Here is a 20,409-nt window from a genome sequence, read left to right as displayed (position 1 = left end):
GGGGGCGGCGTCGGCGGTGTCCGTTCCGGCGGCCGAGGCGTGCGAGGGCTCCGGCTCGGCGGGGGCGGTGACGGCGGCCGGTGCGGTGGCGGCCGGGGCCGTCGTGGCCTGAGCCGTCGTGGCCTGAGCCGCCTGGGCCGGGACCGTCGGCGCCTGGGCAGCCGGGCTCGGTGCGGTCGGTGCGGTCGCGCGGGAGATGAGCTCCTGCGGGAGCATCATCAGCGCGCCGGTGCCACCGCGGGCGGACGGCCGGAAGGAGACGGTCAGGCCGTGCTTACGGGCCAGCCGTCCGACGACGGCGAGCCCGAGGCGGGTGCCGGAGAGGTTGGTGAGGTCCTGGTTCTCGGCCGAGACGGCCCGCTCCGCACGGCGCAGCTGCACCTCGCTCATGACGAGCCCGCTGTCCTCGACGGTGATGACGATGCCCGCCGGGACCTCCTCCACGTACACATGGACCTCGGCGGTGGGCGGCGAGAAGTTGGCCGCGTTGTCGAGGAGTTCGGCGAGCGCGTGCATGACGCCCTCGGCCGCGTGACCGGCGATGGCGACATCGCTGGTGGAGTGCAGCCGGACCCGCTGGTAGCTGCCGATCCGGCCCATCGCGCCGCGCAGGATCGACTCCATGACGATCGGCTTGGCCCAGCGCCGCCCGGAACGGGCCCCGGTCAGCACGGCGATGGAGTCGGCGAGGCGGCCCGCCTGGGCGGTGCGGTGGTCCAGGTGGAGCAGGTCCCCGAGCACCGACTCGTCGGAGTGCCGGTGCTCCATCTCGCGGAGGTCGGCCAGCATGCTGGTGGCCAGGGCCTGCATCCGCCCCGCCGCGTTGGCGCAGGCGGCGACGGCCGCGGAGCGCTCGGTCTCGGCGCGGGTGGCGCGGGCGGTCAGCCGGTCGACGGTGACCTTCAGGCGGCCCTGTTCGGCGGCGGCCTCCGCGGCGATCCGCTCGTTCTCGGCGCGGGCCTCGGCGGCGACCCGGGCGGTCTCGGCGGAGGCGGCGCCCTTGATCCTGGCCGTCTCCGCGGTGAACCGCTGGGCCTCGACGGCGGATGCGGAGACCAGCCGCGAGGTCTCGGAGGTGAACCGCTGGGCGTCGGCGGCCCGCAGGGCGCGCAGCGTCCGCGCGGTCCCCAGGGTGTGGACGGTGACGGCCACGCAGACGCTCAGCAGCACGGCGGCTGCGCCCGCGCCCCAGGCCAGCGGGGTCCGTACCGCGTCGGGGGCCGCGGCGACGGCCCACAGGGTCAGCGTGCCGGTTGCGGCTGCCGAGATCAGCAGGGCGAGTGCGGTGGGCCGGTGTGAGGGGCGCAATCGGAGTCCTCGGTGGCGGACGGTGCGGGACGGTAGGGGGGGGCAGTGCGGGCGGTACGGATCGAGCGAAGCTGACCAGTCGAATTCAGGACAGTTCGTCACGGGTGTGGTCGATCATGCACAACTGGAGCTGATAGTTCCTGCGCAAGTCTTGGTCACTATAGGAGACTTGACGGTCTGTTTGGGAAGATCTTGTGGGCTTTTTTGTGAGGCTTGCCTCCTTTCGTCCGTGTGGATCCCAAGAGTTCATCTGTACCGGCGGCATGCTGAAGGAATGGCCGAACAGCATCGACCGCATACCGGACCTTCCCCGGCTTTCGTCGCCGCGCTCCGCTCCGCCGTACGCGGCACGAGCGACTTCGGGGCCGCCGCACGGGCGTTGGCGACCATGGACGCCTCCAACTACCGCCGCGTCCCGCTCGGTGTGCTCGCCCCGCGCGACGCCGACGACATCGCCGCCGCCCTGGCCGTCTGCCGGGAGCACGGGGTGCCGGTGGTGGCGCGCGGCGGCGGCACGTCCATCGGGGGACAGGCCACCGGCACCGGCCTCGTCCTCGATCTGGCCCGCCATCTGCGCGCGGTCCTCGACCTGGACCCCGCCGCCCGCACCGCCGTCGTCCAGCCCGGCGTGATCCTGGACGACCTGCGGGCCGCCGCCGCACCCCACGGCCTGACCTTCGGCCCCGACCCCTCCACCCACAGCCGCTGCACCCTCGGCGGAATGATCGGCAACAACTCCTGCGGCGCGCACTCGGTGGCCTGGGGCACGACGGCGGACAACGTGCGGGCGCTGTCGGTGGTCCGGTACGGCGGCGAGACGCTGCGCCTGGATCAGGGGAGCGGCGAGCGGCCCGAAGGCGCCCGGGGCACGCGCGGGGCGACGGCCCACGGCCCCGAAGGCGTCACCGAACTGATCGGCTCCCACCTCGCCCTCCTCCGCACCGGCTACCCCGACCTCCCGCGCCGCATCTCCGGGTACGCGCTCGACGCCCTGCTCCCCGAACACCCCGGCGGCCCCGACCCGGTCCGGGCGTTCTGCGGCAGCGAGGGCACCCTCGGCGTCGTCACCGAGGCCACCGTGCGCCTGGTCGAGGCCCCGCGCGCCCGCGCCCTGGCCGTCCTCGGCTACGCCGACGAGTCCGCCGCCGCCGACGCCGCCCCGGGCCTCCTCCCGTACCGCCCGCTCACCGTCGAGGGCATGGCCGCCGACCTCGTCACCGAGCCCGCCGGGCTGCCGCGCGGGGCCGCCTGGCTGTTCGTCGAGACCGGCGGAGCCACCGAGGCCGAAGCCCGCGCGCACGCCGAACGCGTCCTGCGGGCGGCCGACGCCGTGGACGGCACGGTCGTCACGGACCCGGCAGGGCAGCGGGCGCTGTGGCGGATCCGCGAGGACGCCGCCGGCACCGCGACCCGGATGCCGGACGGCAGTGAGGCCTGGCCCGGCTGGGAGGACTGCGCGGTGCCGCCCGCCCGGCTCGGCGCGTACCTCCGCGACTTCCGGGCGCTGCTCGCCGAACACGGCCTGCGCGGCACTCCTTACGGCCACTTCGGCGACGGCTGCGTCCACGTCCGCATCGACTTCGACCTGATCAGCCCGGAAGGGGTGGCCCGCTTCCGCCGGTTCTCCGAGGAGACGGCCGATCTCGTCGTCGCCCACGGCGGCTCCCTCAGCGGCGAGCACGGCGACGGCCAGGCGCGCGCGGAGCTGCTGCCCCGGATGTACGGGGACGAACTCGTCGCGCTCTTCGGCAGGTTCAAGGACCTGTGGGATCCGTCCGGCGGCCTGAACCCGGGCATCCTCGCCCGCCCGGCCCGCCTCGACGAAAACCTCCGCTTCGCGGTCCTGCCGAAGCGCCCGGTGGACGTGGAGTTCGGCTACCCGCAGGACGGCGGCGACTTCGCGGGCGCGGTCCGCCGCTGCGTCGGTGTCGCCAAGTGCCGTACGGAGGAGGTGGGCGGCGCGGGCGTCATGTGCCCGTCCTTCCGGGCGACCGGCGAGGAGGCCCACTCGACCCGGGGCCGGGCCCGGCTGCTGCACGAGATGCTCGCGGGCGAGGTCATCACGGACGGCTGGCGGAGCACGGAGGTCCGGGACGCGCTCGACCTGTGCCTCTCCTGCAAGGGCTGCCGCAGCGACTGCCCGGTGGGCGTCGACATGGCCACGTACAAGGCGGAGTTCCTGCACCACCACTACCGGGGCCGCCTCCGGCCCGCCGCCCACTACGCGATGGGCCGCCTGCCGCGGTGGCTGCGCCTGGCCGCCCCGTTCGCCCGCACCCTCAACGCCCTGGCCCGGCTGCGCCCGCTCGCCGCGCTCGCGAAACGGCTGGCGGGGATCGCGCCCGAACGCACGATCCCGGTGCTGGCGACCGAGACGTACAGTCGGTGGCTGCGCCGGAGGCAGGGCGCGGGGACGCACGTCCTGTCGACGGACCGGGTGGTGCACCTCTGGGCCGACACCTTCACCGAATACCTCTCCCCGCAGGTGGGCCGGGCGGCGGTGCGGGTCCTGGAGGAGGCGACGGGGCGTACGGTGCTGCCGCATCCGAGCGGGGTGTGCTGCGGGCTCACGTACGTATCGACCGGCCAGCTCGACGCGGCCCGCCGGGTGATGCGCCGCGCCCTGGACCGGCTGAACCTCTTCCCCGGCGAGCCGCTCGTCGTCCTGGAGCCGAGCTGCGCCGCCACCCTGCGCACCGATCTGCCCGAACTGCTCCCCGACGACCCGCGCGCCGCCGAACTGGCCGCGTCCGTGCGGACGTTCGCGCAGTACCTGGAGGAGTACGCCCCCGACTGGACCCCGCCCCGCCGGGACCGCCCGGCGGTCGGCCAGACGCACTGTCACCAGCACGCGGTCCTGGGCGACGCGGCGGAGCGCAGGCTGCGCGAACGCATGGGCCTGACCGGCGAACTCAGCGGCGGCTGCTGCGGCCTCGCCGGGAACTTCGGCTTCGAGAAGGGTCACTGGGAGGTGTCCGTCGCCTGCGCGGAGGAGCAACTGCTGCCCGCCGTAAGGGAAGCGGAACCCGGCACGGAACTCCTCGCGGACGGCTTCTCCTGCCGCACCCAGCTCGACCAGCTGGCCGGACGCCGGGCCCGGCACCTCGCGGAGGTGATCGCGGAGGCCGTCGCGGAGGAGCTGGAGCCCGGCGCATGAGGCGGCGCGGCTCGGGCCTGCTCCTGAGCGTCCGCCGGGGCCGGCACGTCCTGCACACCGTCACCCCGAAGGGCCTCGCCCTCCTGGGCCACCCGCACAGCACTCCGGTCGCCGGCTGAACGGACGGGCGCCGGGCGCCGGGATCGGCCCTCCGCTCACGGGCCCCGCGCGATGATCTCGCGGGCCAGCGCCGCCAGTTGGGGGAGGGCCGGGTGGCCGGGGGCGTCGCGGCGGGCGAGGAGGACCGGGACGCCGGGGGCGTCGTCGAGCGGGACGTAGGCGACCCCGGTGTGCGGGTGCAGGGCCGCGGTCGATGCGGTGGAGACCCCGCTGCCGCGTCCGGCGGCGATGGCGGTGAGCCAGTCGTCGGTGTTGCCCACGGTGAGGGTGGCGGCCGGGCGGGCGTGCGGCGGCCACAGGTCGACGGTCGTGGTGCCGGAGACGGTGTTCAGGACGACGGGCCCGTCCGCGAGATCCGCGAGGGCGAGCGACGCCCGCCCCGCGAGCGGCCCGTCCGCGGTCACCGCCGCCACCCGGACCTCGGTGAACAGCACCTCCGTGACGAGCCCCGGCGCGTCCACGGGCCCCCGCAGCAGCGCCGCGTCGACCTCGCCCCGGGTCAGACCGGCGGTGCGGTCGTCGATCCGGAGGAGTTCCAGCGGGGTTCCCGGGTGGCGCTCCTGCCAGGTCCGCAGCAGCGGTGTGGTGTATGGGCCGAACGCGGACCAGGCGTGCCCGAGCCGCAGCGGCCAGGTGCGCAGCCGCCCGGGGGAGAGGGCCTCGTCGAAGGCGGCGACCGCGGCGGCGGCCTTGTCGCGGAAGGCGACGCCGTCGGGGGTCAGGGCGAGGTGGTGGGTGGAACGGTCGACGAGCCGGACGCCCAGGTGCCGTTCCAGCGCCGCGAGGGTGCGGGACACGGCGGGCTGGGTCAGCCGGAGGCGGGCGGCGGCGCGCGTGATGTTGAGCTCGTCGGCGACCGCGAGGAAGGCCCGCAGATGCCGGAGTTCCACGGGGCGGCCGGTGGCGGGTCCTTCGTTCATGCGTGGGGAGCATAACGAGAGCGTGATCGGTATTTCACGGAACGCGCGGGCGTCCTTACGGTGAAGGAAAACCCTTGGCGGCAGAGTGCGAGTTCCCGTACTGTCCGGTCCATTACAGTGTACTGAGCCGTCCTGCCCCTGTTTCTCCGGAAGGTCCCCCGTGAACGACCAGCGCAGCGCCGCCGAACCGGCCGCCGCAGCCGTCGCCGTACCCGAAGCGGCGACGGCACTCGAAGGCGCCGGTACGGGCGGCACCGGCACGCCCGCCGCCGGGCGGACCGGGGCCGGGCGCCGGGCGGCGCTGACGCCGATCGTGCTGGTGGTCGCGGGCGGCCTGTCCGTCCAGTTCGGCTCGGCCGTCGCGGCGCTCCTGATGCCCAAGGCGGGGGCGCTGGGCGTCGTCACCCTGCGGCTGGCCGCCGCCGCGCTGATCCTGCTGGTGATCTGCCGCCCGAAGCTGCGGGGCCACTCGCGTGCCGACTGGGGCACGGTGCTCGCCTTCGGCGTCGCGATGGGCGGCATGAACACGCTGTTCTACCTGGCGCTGGACCGGATCCCGCTCGGCATCGCCGTCACCCTGGAGGTGCTGGGCCCGCTCGCCCTCTCGGTGTTCGCCTCCCGCCGCCTGGTCAACGTCGTGTGGGCGGGCCTCGCCCTCGTCGGCGTCGTCCTGCTGGGCGGCGGCGGCTTCGACCGCCTCGACCCGGTCGGCGCGGCGTTCGCCCTGGGGGCCGGGGCGATGTGGGCGGCGTACATCGTGTTCAGCGCCCGCACCGGCCGCCGCTTCCCGCAGGCGGACGGTCTCGCGCTGGCGATGGTCGTCGCCGCGGTCCTCTCGCTGCCGCTCGGCATCATCGAGTCCGGGGCGAAGCTGACGGTCCCGTCCACCGTGGCGCTCGGCGCGGCGGTGGCGGTCCTGAGCTCGGTCCTCCCGTACACCCTGGAGCTGATGGCCCTGCGCCGGCTTCCCGCGCCCACGTTCGCCGTGATGATGAGCCTGGAGCCGGCCATCGCCGCCGGTGCGGGCTTCCTGATCCTGGACCAGGCCCTCTCCACCACGGACGCCCTCGCCATCGCCCTCGTCATCGGGGCCAGCATCGGCGCGGTGCGCAGCCGGACGGGCCGCCGCGAGCCGTGAGCCGACGCGGGGCGGGTATCCATCTCGTCAGGCGCGAGAGAGCGTCCGCTGTCCGTCACACGGCCGCCGGGAACGGGAAGCGGACATCGGTCAGCCGCTCCGACACCTCCCACAGCCGCCGCCCGGTCTCGGCGTCGACGGCCGCCGGGGCGAGCGGCACCCGCGTAGGACCGCCGCGCAGCTCCCCGCGGCCGTCCGGGCCGATGAGCTCGCCGCCCCGCACGCCCGGGGCGGTCGCCGCGTACAGCTGCGGAAGCGCACCCGCGTCGGGCTGTTGGGCGAGGGGCAGGAGTACCCGGCCGAACAGCAGCTTCACCAGGCCGGTCGGGCCGCTCGTCTGCAGGTTGGTGGCGGTGTAGCCCGGGTGCGCGAGCAGGCTCCGGACCGGGCTGCCGGACGCGGTCAGCCGCCGGTGCAGCTCATGCCCGAAGACGGCGTTGGCGAGCTTCGACCGGTCGTAGAAGACCATCGGCCGGTAGTCGCGTTCGCCGTCGAGGTCGTCGAAGCGCAGCTCCGCCCTGCGGTGGTTGACCGAGGTCACCGTGACGACGCGCGGATCCCGGCCCTCGGCCAGCAGATCGAGCAGCAGCCCGGTGAGCGCGAAGTGGCCGAGGTGGTTGCAGGCGAACTGCAACTCGTGCCCCTGCGCGCTGGCCGTACGGGGCGGCGCCATCACCCCGGCGTTGTTGACCAGCGCGTCCAGCCGGGAGTGGTCGCCGCGCACGGCGTCGGAGAACGCCCGTACGGAGTCGAGGTCGGCCAGGTCCAGGCGGCGCACCTCCAGCGAGGCCCCGGGCCGGCCGGCGGTGATGCCGGCGACGGCGCGGTTCCCCTTCTCCGTGTCGCGTACGGCAAGGATCACGTGCCCGCCCCGGTGGGCGAGGGCCCGGGCGGTCGCCAGGCCGAGGCCGCTGTTGGCTCCGGTGACCACGGACACCCGGCCGGTCTGGTCCGGGATCCGTTCGACAGTCCAGCGTTCTTTCCGAGAAGCGTCCTGTGTCATGCGGCATACGTTGCCGGTCATGGCACCAAGTGTCAAGAAGTTACTGAGTGCCTCAACGGCATCAAGTGCCAAAGATGGCATGGCGCTACGATGAGAGGCGTGAGTACCCGCCCCGCAGTGACCATGGCCCAGCGCAAACGTCAGCTCGTCTCGAACGAACTGACCGAAGCCGCACTCCAGTTGATGGCGCTGGAGGGCTTCGACGCGGTCACGGTCGACGAGATCGTGGCCGCCGCCGGAGTGTCCAAGCGGACGTTCTTCCGGTACTTCGCGTCCAAGGAGGACGTGGTCGTCCAGTTCCTGGCCGACATGGGGGCGGGCATGCACGCCGAACTGGCCGCCCGCCCCACGGCCGAACTCCCCTCCACGGCACTGCGGCACGCCGTCTGGGTCGCCATGGCGGCCTGCGCCGACGGCGCCGAGCACTCCGGCCGGGCCCTGCGGGTCGTCCAGCTGATCCTGCGCACACCCGCCCTGCGCGCCCGCTTCCTGGAACACCAGGCCCAGTGGCGCGACGACCTCGCGGTGGAGACGGCCCGCCGCCTGGAGCTCGACCCGGAGGCGGACCTCTATCCGCGCCTCGCCGCCGGGGTCGCGCTCACGGCCTTCGACACCGTGCTGCGGCGCTGGAGCGACAGCGACGGAGCCGAGGACCCCGCCGCGCTGACCGACCGGGCCTTCGCCGTCCTCGCCCCGGCACTGGACACGGCCGAGGCGCGCGCCGCCGCCCGGTAGAAGCCCTCACGGACCGAGGCCCGGCGTGAACGCCTCACCATCCGCACGGTCGGCCGAGCTCGGTGATGGAGTCGGCCAGTTCGGCCGGGCGGTCCGGCCATCCCGACCGGTACCAGTGCTCGATCCGCCAGGACAGCCGGCGGGGCCACAGCGGGGTGACGGGCAGGCGCTCCACCGGCATCCAGACCGGGGCGCCGCCGTAGTTGTCCAGCGTCTCCGGTGCGCCGACCTCGCCCGTGGCCGCCACGGTGAAGTAGTGCTCGCGCCGCCCGCCCTTCCACACGCGGGCCACCTCGGGCCCGACGGTCCCGGTCAGGCCGGTCTCCTCGTCGAGCTCGCGCACGACGGCCTCCTGAGGGGTCTCGCCCTCCTCGACCCCGCCGCCCGGAATCTCGTAGTACGGAGCACCGGCCTCCTCGAAGCGGATCAGCAGCATGGCCCCGTCCCGGATGACGATCGCCCCGGCCCGTACCCGTACCGGCACGACGGCCGCGGGATCGTCCAGGGCCACCGGACCGGGTGGAACCGTGCCCGCCGCCCAGGCGCGCAGGACCGTTTCCGCGGTGCCGGCCGGCCGGATGCGCGCATGGACGGCCTCTGCCAGGGACAGGGCGACGCGCGGTGCGTCGGCGGTCCCGGGGCGGCCGTCGGGGAAGGCGTAGTAGGCGCCTTCGGCGTCGTGGCGGAGCTCCAGGATCAGCTGGTCCGCGTCGAACCGGACGGTCACCGGACGGGGTTCGGCAGTCATCGACGGAGGCTAACGCGCACCACGGCCGCACCGCCGCCGGAATGCCTTCGTCCGTAAGGCGCCGGCCCCAGGAGTCGCCTGCCCGACCCCTGCCCGCCTGCTCGACCCCTGCCCGCATGCTCGACCTCTGCCCGCCTGCCCGACTCCTGCCCGCCCGGCCGTCCCGGCCGTCCCGCGACAGTGTCACCCGTACCGGCATATCCGCAGGTCAGACCCGTTCCTGTCCCGTGGTTTCCCGCGTCGGCGGTTTCCGTGGACGGTGCCGGGCGGGCCGGGGGAGTCTCGTTGGCGTACCGACCCGGCGGCACCGTCCACGGACACCGCCGACGCGTCGGACGAACCGCGAACGTCCTACGAAGGAGACTGTGATGGCAACACGTCAGGGCCTTTCTCTGCTCGCCGCGGCCGCCGTCCTCGGTGGCGGCCTCGCCCTCGCGCCGGCCGCCAGCGCCGCCCCCGGGTCGACGACGGCCAAGCCTGCCGCGGTGGCGCAGGATGTGTCGGCCGCGAAGGCGAAGAACGCCAAGTGCGCTCTCAAGACGGCCAAGTGGACCACCTGCAAGGGCGCGGGCAAGGTCACGGTGAAGAAGGGCAAGACGCTCCTGGTCGAGCTCGTCTCGTCCGGGAACAAGGCGATCGACCTCCGGATCGCCAACGCGAACTCGAAGGCGCTGGCCAAGAAGAGCAACGTCAAGCCCGGCTCCGGGTACGTGCTCTCCTGGACCAACAACAGCAGCAAGTCCAAGGTGGTCAAGATCCAGGCCGACCGGGACGTGCCGGTGAAGGTCAACGCCAACATCCGCTACAAGCTCAAGTAGCGGGCGCGCGCCCGTCGGCGAACCGCACCGGAGCGGTTCGCCGACGGGCGTCCTCGTCCTGTCCGGCTGTGTCTAGGACGGGACCGGCGATGCCTCCGGAAGCGGCTTCCTGGGCGGCGATGCCTCGGGGAGCGGCTTGTCGCCGCCGGGCCGCGTGCAGCCCTGTTCCCCGGTCGACAGTTCCCAGCAGGCTTTCACCTGCCGAGGGGAAGGCGCCGGCAGCATGAAGGTGAAGGCGGCGCGGATGGGATCGTCGGGCGTCACCTCGTCATAGCTGTGGTCGTCCTCCCGGACGACCCTCACCCGGTCCCCGGGGTGCGCGGCCTTCACCCGGGCCCAGGCCGTTCTGCACGTGCTGCTGTAGCGGACCTCGACGAACCTCCCGCGCACCTCGGTCACCGCGGCGGTCCAGGCGTCGCCGCCACAGCCCAGCTCCACCGCGTCCTTGCCGTCGCACGCCGAGCCGAAGCACTTCGCCTCCACCCCCTTCACCGGGGGCTCCTGCGCGCTCGGGGCCTCGGAAGGGGCGGCGTCATCAGGGGGGCCGTCGGCCGGTGCGACGATCAGGGCGGTTACGCACAGGGCGGCGACGGCCGCGGTGGCCGCGGTCCAGGCCGCCAGGACCTTGCGGCGAGGCCGGACCTCACGGCTTCGTGCATCGTCCGCATCCGCATCCGCATCCGCATCCGCCTCCGCACCCCCGGCCGCGTCTGTGCTCAAGGCCGCGTCCACGTCCGAGCCGCTGCTGCCGCTGTTGCCGCCGTCGCCACCGGTCGCCGTACCGATATCGGTCCCGGCCTCCGTCGGGGGACCGGAGCGGGGAGCGGCCTCCGGTGCCGTACGTGCCCGGCCGCTCCAGGCGGACTCGGCCACCTCCCACAGCGCCAGCAGTCGTTCGTCGCCCCTGCCGCTCCGCGCGGCCAGGGCCTCGACAGCGGAGCGCGGAGGGAGTTGGGCCCCGTTGAGGAACCGTTCCCAGGAGGACTTGCTGTACGGAGTCGCCTTGGCCAGCGCGGACAGGCTCAGGCCCGTGGCGTCCTTTGCCCGGCGCAATTCTTCGACGAGGCGGCCGACATCGGCATTCAGCCGCTCGGGCAAAGGTTTCCATTCAGCCATGAGCCAGACCCATTCTTCGGCCACCGCACGCTCTTGACTCAACTCTGCGGAGGCGATTGAAATATGTACTTTTCTACGCTTCCCGTTGCTGCCTCATCTTGTACCCGACTGCTCATAGACTGGCCGGAATTCGGCAGTCAGCGTGAGGAAGGCCGCATGCTCCGCTCCAGGTCAATGGCGTTGGTTCTGCTTGCTGTTGTCATGGCGAATGGCTGTGCGCGGGAGGATTCCCTTTCCCCGGCGGGCGGTTCACCGGCCGACCGTTCGCACCACCCGACGGTACCGGCGCAGGACCGCCCGTATGTGCGTGGCACCGGGCCGCTCGCTCGGCACTGGGACGACGAGGGACTCCTCGGCCTGGACCTGCCGCGCCACAGCGATCTGGTCGCCCTGTGGCAGGCCGTGCTGTGGGCCGACGGTTATCTCAAGCGGTCGCAGATCGACTGCCGCTACGACGAATCCACGGTCCGCGCCGCCCGGGTCTGGCAGAGCAACCGAGGGCTGCCCGCCGACGGCATCATCGGCCCGGACACCTTCGGAAAGGCGGGGGAGCGGCTCACTCGCCGCAGGGACGCCGTGTACTACGAGGGGGCGAAGTTCTCCGTGCCCTTCCGGCGGGCGGACGACGGCAGGTATCTGGTCGAGGACGGCGGCCGGTACAAGCCGCTGCACCGCTACCGGCCGACTCTGGACGTGTGCGGGAAGCGGCCTCGCTGAGCCGGGCGCTCAGTCCGTCCAGGAGCGGTTGTCCGAGGCGACGCACGCCTGCTCGTCCTCCGACTGGACACACACCTGTGCGCCGGTCCCCGCTTCGTCCAGGACCTGGAGCATGCGGGTGCGGCCCACGCCCTGCCTCCCCTCCAGGTGAGCGGGCACGGGCGTGCTGACGGAGAGCCGGTCCGAGCTCCGTACGGGGGACAGTTCGCCCCAGACGGTCCCGCAGTACGGGCTGTGCTTCAGCTCCAGCCGCTGCGCGTCCCGGTCGAGCCTCCCCAGGACGCGCTCGTCACGCGCGCACCCCGACCTGACCGGGTCCCGCCCCTCGCAAGCGGGTCCGCGGCACCGCGCCCCCCGGTCCGCGGTGTCGGTGCCGGCGGGGCGGGCGGGCCAGGGCCATGAGGGGGCCTCGGGCGTGGTCTCCGAGGACTTCGACAGGGCCAGGAGAAGGAGCACGGCGAGCCCGGCCGCGAGAGAGCGCAGCCGCACTCTTCGCCGAGAGGACGGCCGAGAAGGCTGCGGGGAGGGCTGCCCCCGTACCCCCTGCGTCTTCCGCTCCCGGTGCTGTTCCGGCGGTTCCCGGCGCGCCGACGGCTGGTCGGCCGGATCCGGTTCACGCTTTCGGGTCGCCTCCGCCGCCTCCGCCGCCGATTCCCACAGCACGCGCAGCCGAGCCAGGCCCTGCCGGTCCGCGCCGCCGAGCTTCCCGAGCGCTTCCACCGCCGCCCACGGCGGCAGCGTCGTCGCGTTGAGGTAGCGGTGCCAGGAGGAGACGCTGTACGGCGTTTTCGCCGCCAGCGCGGCCAGGCTCAGGCCCGTGCGGTCCTTCAACAGGCGCAGCCGCTCCGTCAGTCGCCGCCGCTCGGAACCCAGTTCCGCCGCCAGCGGCAGCCATCGTGCCATCCGAACCCGGCCTCCCCATCGTTCTGTACGCGGACCGTGCGCGGTGATCACGGTCCGGCGTGAGGACGCCCGCCGCGGCACCGGAGCGGCGTGCCCGCCCGCCGTTCAACGGACGATATCGGCCCACCCCGGGCAGAAAATCATGCAAGCGTGCTTGATTGTTTCCTGGCGCGCTGCCATGCTCCTGGGCACCACACCCGGTCCCGAGGGGAGCGCACGTGTCCGCTGTCGTAGCCGTGATCGACGATCTGCGCGAAGAGAGCGACGAACTCGACGCCCTAGTAGGGGCGTTGGATGTGCCCGGCTGGCGCGGGCCGACCCCCGCCGAGCGGTGGACCGTGGCCCACCAGATCGCCCATCTCAGCTGGACCGACGAGGTCGCGCTGCTGGCGGCCACCGAGCCGGACCGGTTCGGTGACGAGGTGGCCAAGGCCCTGGCCGCCCCGGAGTCCTTCGTCGACGAGGCGGCCGACGCTCTGGTCGCCGCCCATGGCCCCGAGGCCTTGCTCGCCCGGTGGCGGGAAGGGCGGCAGCGGCTCGACAAGGTCCTGCGGGATGCCCCGGAAGGGGCCAGGATCCCTTGGTACGGGCCGCCGATGAGCGTGGCGTCCATGGCGACCGCCCGGCTCATGGAGACCTGGGCGCACGGCCAGGACATCGCCGACGCCCTCGGCGTGACCCGGACCCCCACCGCCCGGCTCCGCCATGTGGCGCGGATCGGCGTACGGGCCAGGAACTACGCCTACGCGGTACGCGGCATCACCGCGCCCGAGGAGGAGTTCCGCGTCGAACTCCGCGCCCCCGACGGCGAGATGATCGCGTACGGGCCGGAGGGTGCCGCCCAGCGTGTCGCCGGGCCGCTCCTCGACTTCTGCCTCCTGGTCACCCAGCGCGCCCACCGGTCCGACCTCGCGGTCACCGCCGAGGGGCGCGACGCCGACCAGTGGCTCTCCATCGCCCAGGCCTTCGCCGGACCGCCCGGACCGGGCCGCCTGCCCCGCGCGGAGCAGCCGGAGCGCGCAGAGCGGCCGGAGCGCGCAGAGCGGCCGGAGCGCGCAGAGCGGCCGGAGTCCGCCGAACAGGACGGCCACCGGTGAACACGCCACCCGAATCTGCACCCCTCCGGATCGGCAACGCCTCCGGCTTCTACGGCGACCGCTTCGACGCGCTGCGCGAGATGCTCACCGGCGGCCCTCTCGACGTCCTCACCGGCGACTACCTCGCCGAGCTGACCATGCTCATCCTCGGCCGGAGCCGCCTCAAGGACCCGGGCAAGGGCTACGCCACCACCTTCCTGCGCCAGTTGGAGGAAGGGCTCGGGCTCGCCCACGAGCGCGGGGTGCGGATCGTCGCCAACGCGGGCGGCCTCAATCCGGCCGGACTCGCCGGCGCGGTGCGGAAGTTGGCGGAGAAGGTCGGTGTGCCCGTCACCGTCGCCCACGTCGAGGGCGACAGCCTGCCCGTCCCGGACGGGTTCCTCACCGCCAACGCCTACCTCGGCGGCTCCGGGATCGCCGCCTGTCTGCGGGCCGGGGCCGATGTCGTCGTCACCGGCCGGGTCACCGACGCGGCCCTGGTCACCGGGCCCGCCGCCGCCCACTTCGGCTGGGGCCCGGACGACCTGGACGCGCTCGCGGGGGCCGTGGTCGCCGGGCACGTCCTGGAGTGCGGTACGCAGGCTACCGGCGGCAACCACGCCTTCTTCGGCGAGTACGGCCCCGCCCGCCTCCGCCGCCCCGGCTTCCCGCTCGCCGAGATCCACGCCGACGGCTCGTCCGTCATCACCAAGCACGACGGCACGGGCGGGGTCGTCGACCTCTCCACCGTCACCGCCCAACTCCTATACGAGACAGGCGGAGCCCGGTACGCGGGCCCCGACGTCACCGCCCGCATCGACACCGTGACGCTGACCCCGGACGGCCCGGACCGGGTCCGTATCGACGGCGTACGCGGCGAGGCCCCGCCGCCCACCCTCAAGGCCGGGCTCACCCGGCTCGGCGGCTGGCGCAACGAGGTCGTGTTCGTCCTCACCGGCCTCGACATCGAGGCCAAGGCGGACCTGGTGAAGGACCAGTTCGCCGACGCCCTGGAGCGCGGCGGCGGCCGTCCGCCCGCCGAGGTCCGCTGGGAGCTCGCCCGGACCGACCACCCCGACGCCGACACCGAGGAGCGGGCCAGTGCGCTGCTCCGGCTCGTCGTCCGCGACCAGGACGCCGAGGCCGTGGGTCGGGCGGTCTCCGGGGCCGCCGTGGAGCTGGCCCTCGGCAGCTACCCCGGCTTCCATGTCACCGCGCCGCCCGGAAAGGGCGCGCCCTACGGGGTGTTCGAGGCCCGGCCCGTACCGGCGGGCGATGTCGAGCACACCGCCGTGCTGCCGGACGGAAGCCGCGCCGTCGTGGAACCGCCCTCGCTCACGCAGGAGTTGGCCGAGGTGGAGGAACCGCCGCTGCCCGATCCGTACCCCTCCACCAGCCCCACCCGGCGCGTTCCTCTCGGACTGATCGCGGGTGCGCGCAGCGGCGACAAGGGCGGCGACGCCAACGTCGGCGTCTGGGTGCGCGGCGAGGACGCCTGGCGGTGGCTGGCGCACGAGCTGACCGTCGAACGGTTCAAGGAACTCCTGCCGGAGACTGCCGACTTGGCCGTCGTCCGCCATGTCCTGCCCAACCTGCGCGCCCTGAACTTCATCGTCCACGGCCTGCTGGGCGAGGGCGTCGCCGCTCAGGCCCGGTTCGACCCACAGGCCAAGGCGGTGGGGGAGTGGCTGCGGTCCCGGTGGCTCCCCGTGCCCGTGCCGCTGCTGGAAGGCGTCCCCCTCCCGGAGGTGACCGCATGACCGTCCTGCCCACCGCGCTCGACACCGACGGCCCCGACTACGCCGCCCATCGCGCCGCCCTGCTGGCCAAGCTCGCCGAGCTGGAGACCGAGCACGCCAAGGCGCTCGCGGGCGGCGGCGAGAAGTACGTGGCCCGGCACCGCAAGCGCGGCAAGCTTCCGGCGCGGGAGCGGATCGAGCTGCTCGTCGACCCCGACACCCCGTTCCTGGAGCTGTCGCCGCTGGCCGCCTGGGGCAGCGAGTACGCGGTCGGGGCCTCGCTCGTCACCGGGATCGGGGTGGTGGCGGGCGTCGAGTGCCTGATCACCGCCAACGACCCGACCGTACGCGGCGGAGCCTCCAACCCGTGGACGCTGAAGAAGGCCCTGCGCGCCAACGAGATCGCCTTCGCCAACCGGCTCCCCGTCATCAGCCTGGTGGAGTCGGGCGGGGCCGATCTGCCGTCCCAGAAGGAGATCTTCATCCCGGGCGGGGCGCTGTTCCGGGACCTCACCCGGCTCTCCGCCGCCGGAATCCCCACCGTGGCCGTCGTGTTCGGCAACTCGACGGCCGGCGGCGCGTATGTGCCCGGCATGTCCGATCACACCGTGATGATCAAGGAGCGGTCCAAGGTCTTCCTCGGCGGACCGCCCCTGGTGAAGATGGCCACCGGCGAGGAGAGCGACGACGAGTCGCTCGGCGGGGCCGAGATGCACGCCCGTACCTCCGGGCTCGCCGACCACTTCGCCGTCGACGAGCAGGACGCGATCCGCCAGGCCCGCCGTATCGTCGCCCGCCTCAACTGGCGTAAAGCACACGCAGATCCGGGACCGGCCGAGCCGCCGAAGTACGACGAGGACGAGCTGCTCGGCATCGTTCCGGGCGATCTGAAGGCACCGTTCGACCCGCGCGAGGTCATCGCCCGGCTGGTCGACGGCTCGGACTTCGACGCGTTCAAGCCGCTCTACGGGACGAGCCTGGTGACGGGGTGGGCGCGGCTGCACGGCTATCCGGTCGGGATCCTCGCCAACGCGCAGGGGGTGCTGTTCAGTGAGGAGTCGCAGAAGGCGGCCCAGTTCATCCAGCTCGCCAACCAGCGTGACATTCCGCTCCTCTTCCTCCACAACACCACCGGCTACATGGTCGGCAAGGAGTACGAGCAGGGCGGCATCATCAAGCACGGCGCGATGATGATCAACGCGGTGGCGAACTCGAAGGTCCCGCATCTGTCGGTCCTGATGGGCGCGTCCTACGGAGCCGGGCACTACGGCATGTGCGGCCGCGCCTACGACCCGCGCTTCCTCTTCGCCTGGCCCAGCAGCAAGTCCGCCGTCATGGGCCCGCAGCAGCTCGCGGGTGTGCTGTCCATCGTCGCCCGCGCCTCGGCCGCCGCGAAGGGGCAGCCGTACGACGACGAGGCGGACGCCGGACTGCGCGCCATGGTGGAGCAGCAGATCGAGGCGGAGTCGCTGCCGATGTTCCTGTCCGGGCGGCTGTACGACGACGGGGTCATCGATCCGCGCGACACCCGGACCGTCCTCGGCATGTGCCTGTCCGCGATCCACACCGCACCGGTCGAGGGCGCCCGCGGCGGCTTCGGCGTCTTCCGGATGTGACCCGCCCATGAGGAGTGACGTGATCCATACCCTGCTCGTCGCCAACCGGGGCGAGATCGCCTGCCGGATCTTCCGCACCTGCCGCGACCTGGGCATCACCACGGTCGCCGTGTACTCCGACGCGGACGCGGAGGCCCTGCACGTACGGGAGGCGGACCTCGCCGTACGGCTGCCGGGGTCGTCGCCAGCCGACACCTATCTGCGCGGCGACCTCGTCGTGGCCGCCGCGCGGGCCGCCGGGGCGGACGCCGTGCACCCCGGCTACGGCTTCCTCTCGGAGAACGCCGCCTTCGCCGCCGCCGTGCAGGACGCGGGGCTCGTGTGGGTGGGCCCGCCGGTGAAGGCCATCGAGCTGATGGCGTCCAAGACCCGGGCCAAGGAGCTGATGGCCGGGGCCGGGGTGCCGCTGCTGGCCCCCGTGGACCCGGCGACGGCGGGCGAGGACGATCTGCCGCTGCTGCTCAAGGCGGCCTCGGGCGGCGGCGGACGTGGTATGCGGATCGTCCGCGAACTCAACGCGCTGCCTGGTGAGTTGCTGGCAGCTGCCGCCGAGGCGGCGTCGGCCTTCGGTGACGGCGAGGTCTTCGCCGAGCCGTACGTGGAACGCGGCCGGCACGTCGAGGTCCAGGTGATGGCCGACGAGCACGACACCGTGTGGGCGCTCGGCACCCGCGACTGCTCGCTCCAGCGCCGCCACCAGAAGGTCATCGAGGAGGCCCCGGCCTCCGGCCTGGACGAGGCCCTGCGCACCCGGCTCCACGAGGCGGCGGTGGCGGCGGCCCGTGCCGTGGGCTACCGGGGCGCGGGCACCGTGGAGTTCCTGGTCTCCGCCGACGGCCGGCCGTACTTCCTGGAGATGAACACCCGCCTCCAGGTCGAACACCCGGTCACGGAGGCCGTGTTCGGGCTCGACCTGGTCGCCCTGCAAATGCGCGTCGCGGAGGGCGAACCGCTGCCCTCGGCCGCGCCCCCGGAGGCATCCGGCCACGCGGTCGAGGCCCGGCTCTACGCCGAGGACCCGGCCCGCGACTGGCAGCCGCAGACCGGCGCCCTGCACGTACTGGAGGTGCCGGACGCGCCGGGCCTGCGCCTGGACACCGGGTACACCGGCGGCGACAGCATCGGCGTGCACTACGACCCGATGCTCGCCAAGGTCATCGCCTACGCCCCGACCCGCGCCGAGGCCGTCCGGCTGCTCGCCCGCGCGCTGGAGCGGGCCCGGATCCACGGCCCGGTCACCAACCGCGAGCTGCTCGTACGGTCGCTGCGCCACCCGGACTTCGCGGCGGCGCGCCTGGACACCGGGTTCTACGACCGGCACCTGGCCGATCTCACCGGGCCGGGGAGCGGCGACCCCGCCACCGCCGCCCTCGCCGCCGCCCTGGCCTCGGCCGTACGCAACACCACCACGCCCGGCGGCCCCGCCCCCACCCGCCTCGGGGCCTGGCGCAACGTGCCCTCGGGGCCCCAGCACAAGCGCTACCGAAGCGAACCCGACGGCACCGAACACGAGGTCGCCTACCGCACCGGGCGCACCGGCTCCCCGGAACCGTACGACGCCCCCGGCATCCGGGTCCTGGCCGCCGCGCCCGACCGCGTCACCCTCGAAGTGGACGGCGTGACACGGCACTTCGCCATCAGCGCCCACGCCGACCGGATCCACGTGGACACCACCGGCGCCTCGCACACCTTTACCGCCCTGCCCCGCTTCACCGACCCCGCCACCCACACCGCGCCCGGCTCCCTGCTCGCCCCGATGCCCGGGACCGTCGTCCGCCTCGCGGAGGGCCTGGCCGCCGGGGTTCCCGTCGAGGCCGGGCAGCCGCTGATCTGGCTGGAGGCGATGAAGATGGAGCACCGCATTCTCGCCCCCGCCGCCGGCACCCTCACCGCCCTGCACGCCGCCCCCGGCCATCAGGTCGAGGTCGGCGCGCTGCTCGCCGTGGTCCAGGAGGACCCGGCCGCCACCCCCGTACCCGTTCCCGTACCGGAGGAGACCGCATGAGCACCGCACACACCGCCCTCGAAACCGAAGAGCACCAGGCACTGCGGGCCGCCGTCGCCGCCCTCGGAAAGCGGTACGGGCGCGACTACATGACCACCGTCATCCGCGAGGGCAACCACACCGACGAGCTGTGGGCGGAGGCCGCGAAGCTCGGCTACCTCGGGGTGAACCTCCCCGAGGAGTACGGCGGCGGAGGCGGCGGCATGGCCGAACTGTCCATCGTCTTGGAGGAGTTGGGTGCGGCGGGCTCACCGCTCCTGATGATGATCGTGTCGCCCGCGATCTGCGGCACGGTCATCGCCCGCTTCGGCACGGACGAACAGAAGCGGCAGTGGCTGCCGGGCCTCGCCGACGGCAGCCTCACCATGGCCTTCGGCATCACCGAACCGGACGCCGGCTCCAACTCGCACCGCATCACCACCACCGCCCGCCGCGACGGAACCGACTGGGTGCTGACCGGCCGCAAGGTCTTCGTCTCCGGCGTCGACATAGCCGACGCCACGCTGATCGTCGGCCGCACCGAGGACGCCCGCTCGGGAAAGCTGAAGCCCTGCCTCTTCATCGTCCCGCGCGACGCCGAGGGCTTCGGCCGGAACCAGATCGACATGGAACTCCACGCCCCCGAGAAGCAGTTCGAGCTCGTCCTGGACGACGTACGCCTGCCCGCCGACGCGCTCGTCGGCGACGAGGACGCGGGCCTGCTCCAGCTCTTCGCCGGGCTCAACCCCGAACGGATCATGACGGCCGCGTTCGGCATCGGCATGGGCCGCTTCGCCCTCTCCCGGGCCGTCGATTACGCCCGTACCCGCCAGGTCTGGAAGGAGCCCATCGGCTCCCACCAGGCCATCGCGCACCCGCTCGCCACCGCGCACATCGACCTGGAGCTGTCGCGCCTGATGATGCAGAAGGCGGCCCGGCTCTACGACGAGGGCGACGACATCGGGGCGGGCGAGGCGGCGAACATGGCGAAGTACGCGGCCGGAGAGGCGTGCGTGAAGGCCGTCGACCAGGCCGTGCACACCCTCGGCGGCAACGGCCTGACCCGCGAATACGGCCTCGCGTCCCTGATCACCGCGTCCCGGGTGGCCCGGATAGCCCCGGTCAGCCGCGAGATGATCCTGAACTACGTCTCGCACCAGACGCTGGGCCTGCCGAAGTCGTACTAGACCGGGCCGTGAGTTTTTCGCGCTGTCCGACCTCTCCCCATCCCTCCCCCACAGGGGTGATTCTGACCCTCCACACCCGCACGGCGTCCCGCGCCTCCGTCCAGGCGGCGCGGGAAGCCGCGAC

General features: G+C 73.5%; 17 protein-coding genes. 11 read left to right on the top strand and 6 right to left on the bottom strand.

Annotated elements, in window-relative coordinates; all coding sequences use genetic code 11:
* A partial coding sequence (locus G3I54_RS18760; protein WP_164616009.1) for an ATP-binding protein occupies positions 1-1,308 on the bottom strand: 1,308 nt, incomplete at its 3' end.
* 274 nt (positions 1,309-1,582) lie between these two features.
* On the opposite strand from G3I54_RS18760, the gene G3I54_RS18755 reads away from it, so the two are divergent.
* Positions 1,583-4,465, top strand: coding sequence for an FAD-binding and (Fe-S)-binding domain-containing protein (locus G3I54_RS18755; RefSeq protein WP_164616008.1), 2,883 nt, complete (start codon positions 1,583-1,585; stop codon positions 4,463-4,465).
* On the top strand, positions 4,462-4,584 hold the full coding sequence (locus tag G3I54_RS39995) for a hypothetical protein (protein ID WP_275407981.1): 123 nt from the start codon (positions 4,462-4,464) through the stop codon (positions 4,582-4,584). The genes G3I54_RS18755 and G3I54_RS39995 overlap by 4 nt, the downstream gene beginning before the upstream one ends.
* Before the next feature lie 36 nt (positions 4,585-4,620).
* Here G3I54_RS39995 and G3I54_RS18750 read toward each other — a convergent pair whose 3' ends face one another.
* Positions 4,621-5,505 carry a LysR family transcriptional regulator gene (locus G3I54_RS18750; protein ID WP_164616007.1) on the bottom strand — a complete coding sequence of 295 codons (885 nt, stop codon included), beginning with the start codon at positions 5,503-5,505 and terminating at the stop codon, positions 4,621-4,623.
* A 160-nt stretch (positions 5,506-5,665) separates the two neighbouring features.
* Between G3I54_RS18750 and G3I54_RS18745 the strand changes: the two genes are divergently transcribed.
* A complete protein-coding gene (locus tag G3I54_RS18745) occupies positions 5,666-6,643 on the top strand; it encodes an EamA family transporter (protein ID WP_164616006.1) in 978 nt (325 codons plus the stop codon).
* A 55-nt stretch (positions 6,644-6,698) separates the two neighbouring features.
* Here G3I54_RS18745 and G3I54_RS18740 read toward each other — a convergent pair whose 3' ends face one another.
* On the bottom strand, positions 6,699-7,667 hold the full coding sequence (locus G3I54_RS18740) for an oxidoreductase (RefSeq protein WP_239144426.1): 969 nt from the start codon (positions 7,665-7,667) through the stop codon (positions 6,699-6,701).
* Positions 7,668-7,736: 69 nt separating this feature from the next.
* On the opposite strand from G3I54_RS18740, the gene G3I54_RS18735 reads away from it, so the two are divergent.
* Positions 7,737-8,381 carry a TetR family transcriptional regulator gene (locus G3I54_RS18735; protein ID WP_164616005.1) on the top strand — a complete coding sequence of 215 codons (645 nt, stop codon included), beginning with the start codon at positions 7,737-7,739 and terminating at the stop codon, positions 8,379-8,381.
* 34 nt (positions 8,382-8,415) lie between these two features.
* Here G3I54_RS18735 and G3I54_RS18730 read toward each other — a convergent pair whose 3' ends face one another.
* The gene (locus G3I54_RS18730) at positions 8,416-9,129 is read right to left on the bottom strand and encodes an NUDIX domain-containing protein (protein WP_164616004.1); all 714 of its coding nucleotides are present in this window, start codon (positions 9,127-9,129) and stop codon (positions 8,416-8,418) included.
* A 368-nt stretch (positions 9,130-9,497) separates the two neighbouring features.
* Between G3I54_RS18730 and G3I54_RS18725 the strand changes: the two genes are divergently transcribed.
* A complete protein-coding gene (locus tag G3I54_RS18725) occupies positions 9,498-9,947 on the top strand; it encodes a hypothetical protein (protein WP_164616003.1) in 450 nt (149 codons plus the stop codon).
* A gap of 72 nt (positions 9,948-10,019) precedes the next feature.
* On the opposite strand, the gene G3I54_RS18720 is transcribed toward G3I54_RS18725, so the two are convergent.
* Entirely contained in the window at positions 10,020-11,063 is a 1,044-nt protein-coding gene (locus G3I54_RS18720) for an XRE family transcriptional regulator (RefSeq protein ID WP_164616002.1), read from the bottom strand.
* 303 nt (positions 11,064-11,366) lie between these two features.
* Here G3I54_RS18720 and G3I54_RS18715 point away from each other — a divergent pair, with 303 nt between their 5' ends.
* Positions 11,367-11,780: a peptidoglycan-binding protein gene (locus G3I54_RS18715; RefSeq protein WP_164616001.1), complete on the top strand. Its 414-nt coding sequence runs from the start codon at positions 11,367-11,369 to the stop codon at positions 11,778-11,780.
* Between the two features lie 9 nt (positions 11,781-11,789).
* On the opposite strand, the gene G3I54_RS18710 is transcribed toward G3I54_RS18715, so the two are convergent.
* A complete protein-coding gene (locus G3I54_RS18710; RefSeq protein ID WP_164616000.1) occupies positions 11,790-12,683 on the bottom strand; it encodes an XRE family transcriptional regulator in 894 nt (297 codons plus the stop codon).
* Between the two features lie 218 nt (positions 12,684-12,901).
* On the opposite strand from G3I54_RS18710, the gene G3I54_RS18705 reads away from it, so the two are divergent.
* Genes G3I54_RS18705 through G3I54_RS18685 form a run of 5 tightly spaced genes read left to right on the top strand, consistent with a single transcriptional unit; the run spans position 12,902 to position 20,285 of the window.
* Entirely contained in the window at positions 12,902-13,780 is an 879-nt protein-coding gene (locus G3I54_RS18705) for a TIGR03084 family metal-binding protein (RefSeq protein WP_164615999.1), read from the top strand.
* A complete protein-coding gene (locus tag G3I54_RS18700; RefSeq protein WP_164615998.1) occupies positions 13,777-15,519 on the top strand; it encodes an acyclic terpene utilization AtuA family protein in 1,743 nt (580 codons plus the stop codon). The genes G3I54_RS18705 and G3I54_RS18700 overlap by 4 nt, the downstream gene beginning before the upstream one ends.
* The gene (locus G3I54_RS18695) at positions 15,516-17,114 is read left to right on the top strand and encodes a carboxyl transferase domain-containing protein (RefSeq protein ID WP_164615997.1); all 1,599 of its coding nucleotides are present in this window, start codon (positions 15,516-15,518) and stop codon (positions 17,112-17,114) included. The genes G3I54_RS18700 and G3I54_RS18695 overlap by 4 nt, the downstream gene beginning before the upstream one ends.
* Before the next feature lie 7 nt (positions 17,115-17,121).
* Positions 17,122-19,119: a biotin carboxylase N-terminal domain-containing protein gene (locus tag G3I54_RS18690; RefSeq protein ID WP_203686637.1), complete on the top strand. Its 1,998-nt coding sequence runs from the start codon at positions 17,122-17,124 to the stop codon at positions 19,117-19,119.
* Complete coding sequence (locus tag G3I54_RS18685; protein WP_164615995.1) at positions 19,116-20,285, top strand: acyl-CoA dehydrogenase family protein; 1,170 nt, start codon at positions 19,116-19,118, stop codon at positions 20,283-20,285. The genes G3I54_RS18690 and G3I54_RS18685 overlap by 4 nt, the downstream gene beginning before the upstream one ends.
* The last annotated feature ends 124 nt before the right edge of the window (positions 20,286-20,409 follow it).

This window comes from Streptomyces sp. SID14515 (assembly GCF_010548505.1).
GTDB classification, from domain to species: Bacteria; Actinomycetota; Actinomycetes; order Streptomycetales; family Streptomycetaceae; genus Streptomyces; species Streptomyces caviscabies.
The sequence above is the reverse complement of the archived record's forward strand: the minus strand, read 5'-3'. Positions and strand labels throughout refer to the sequence as shown.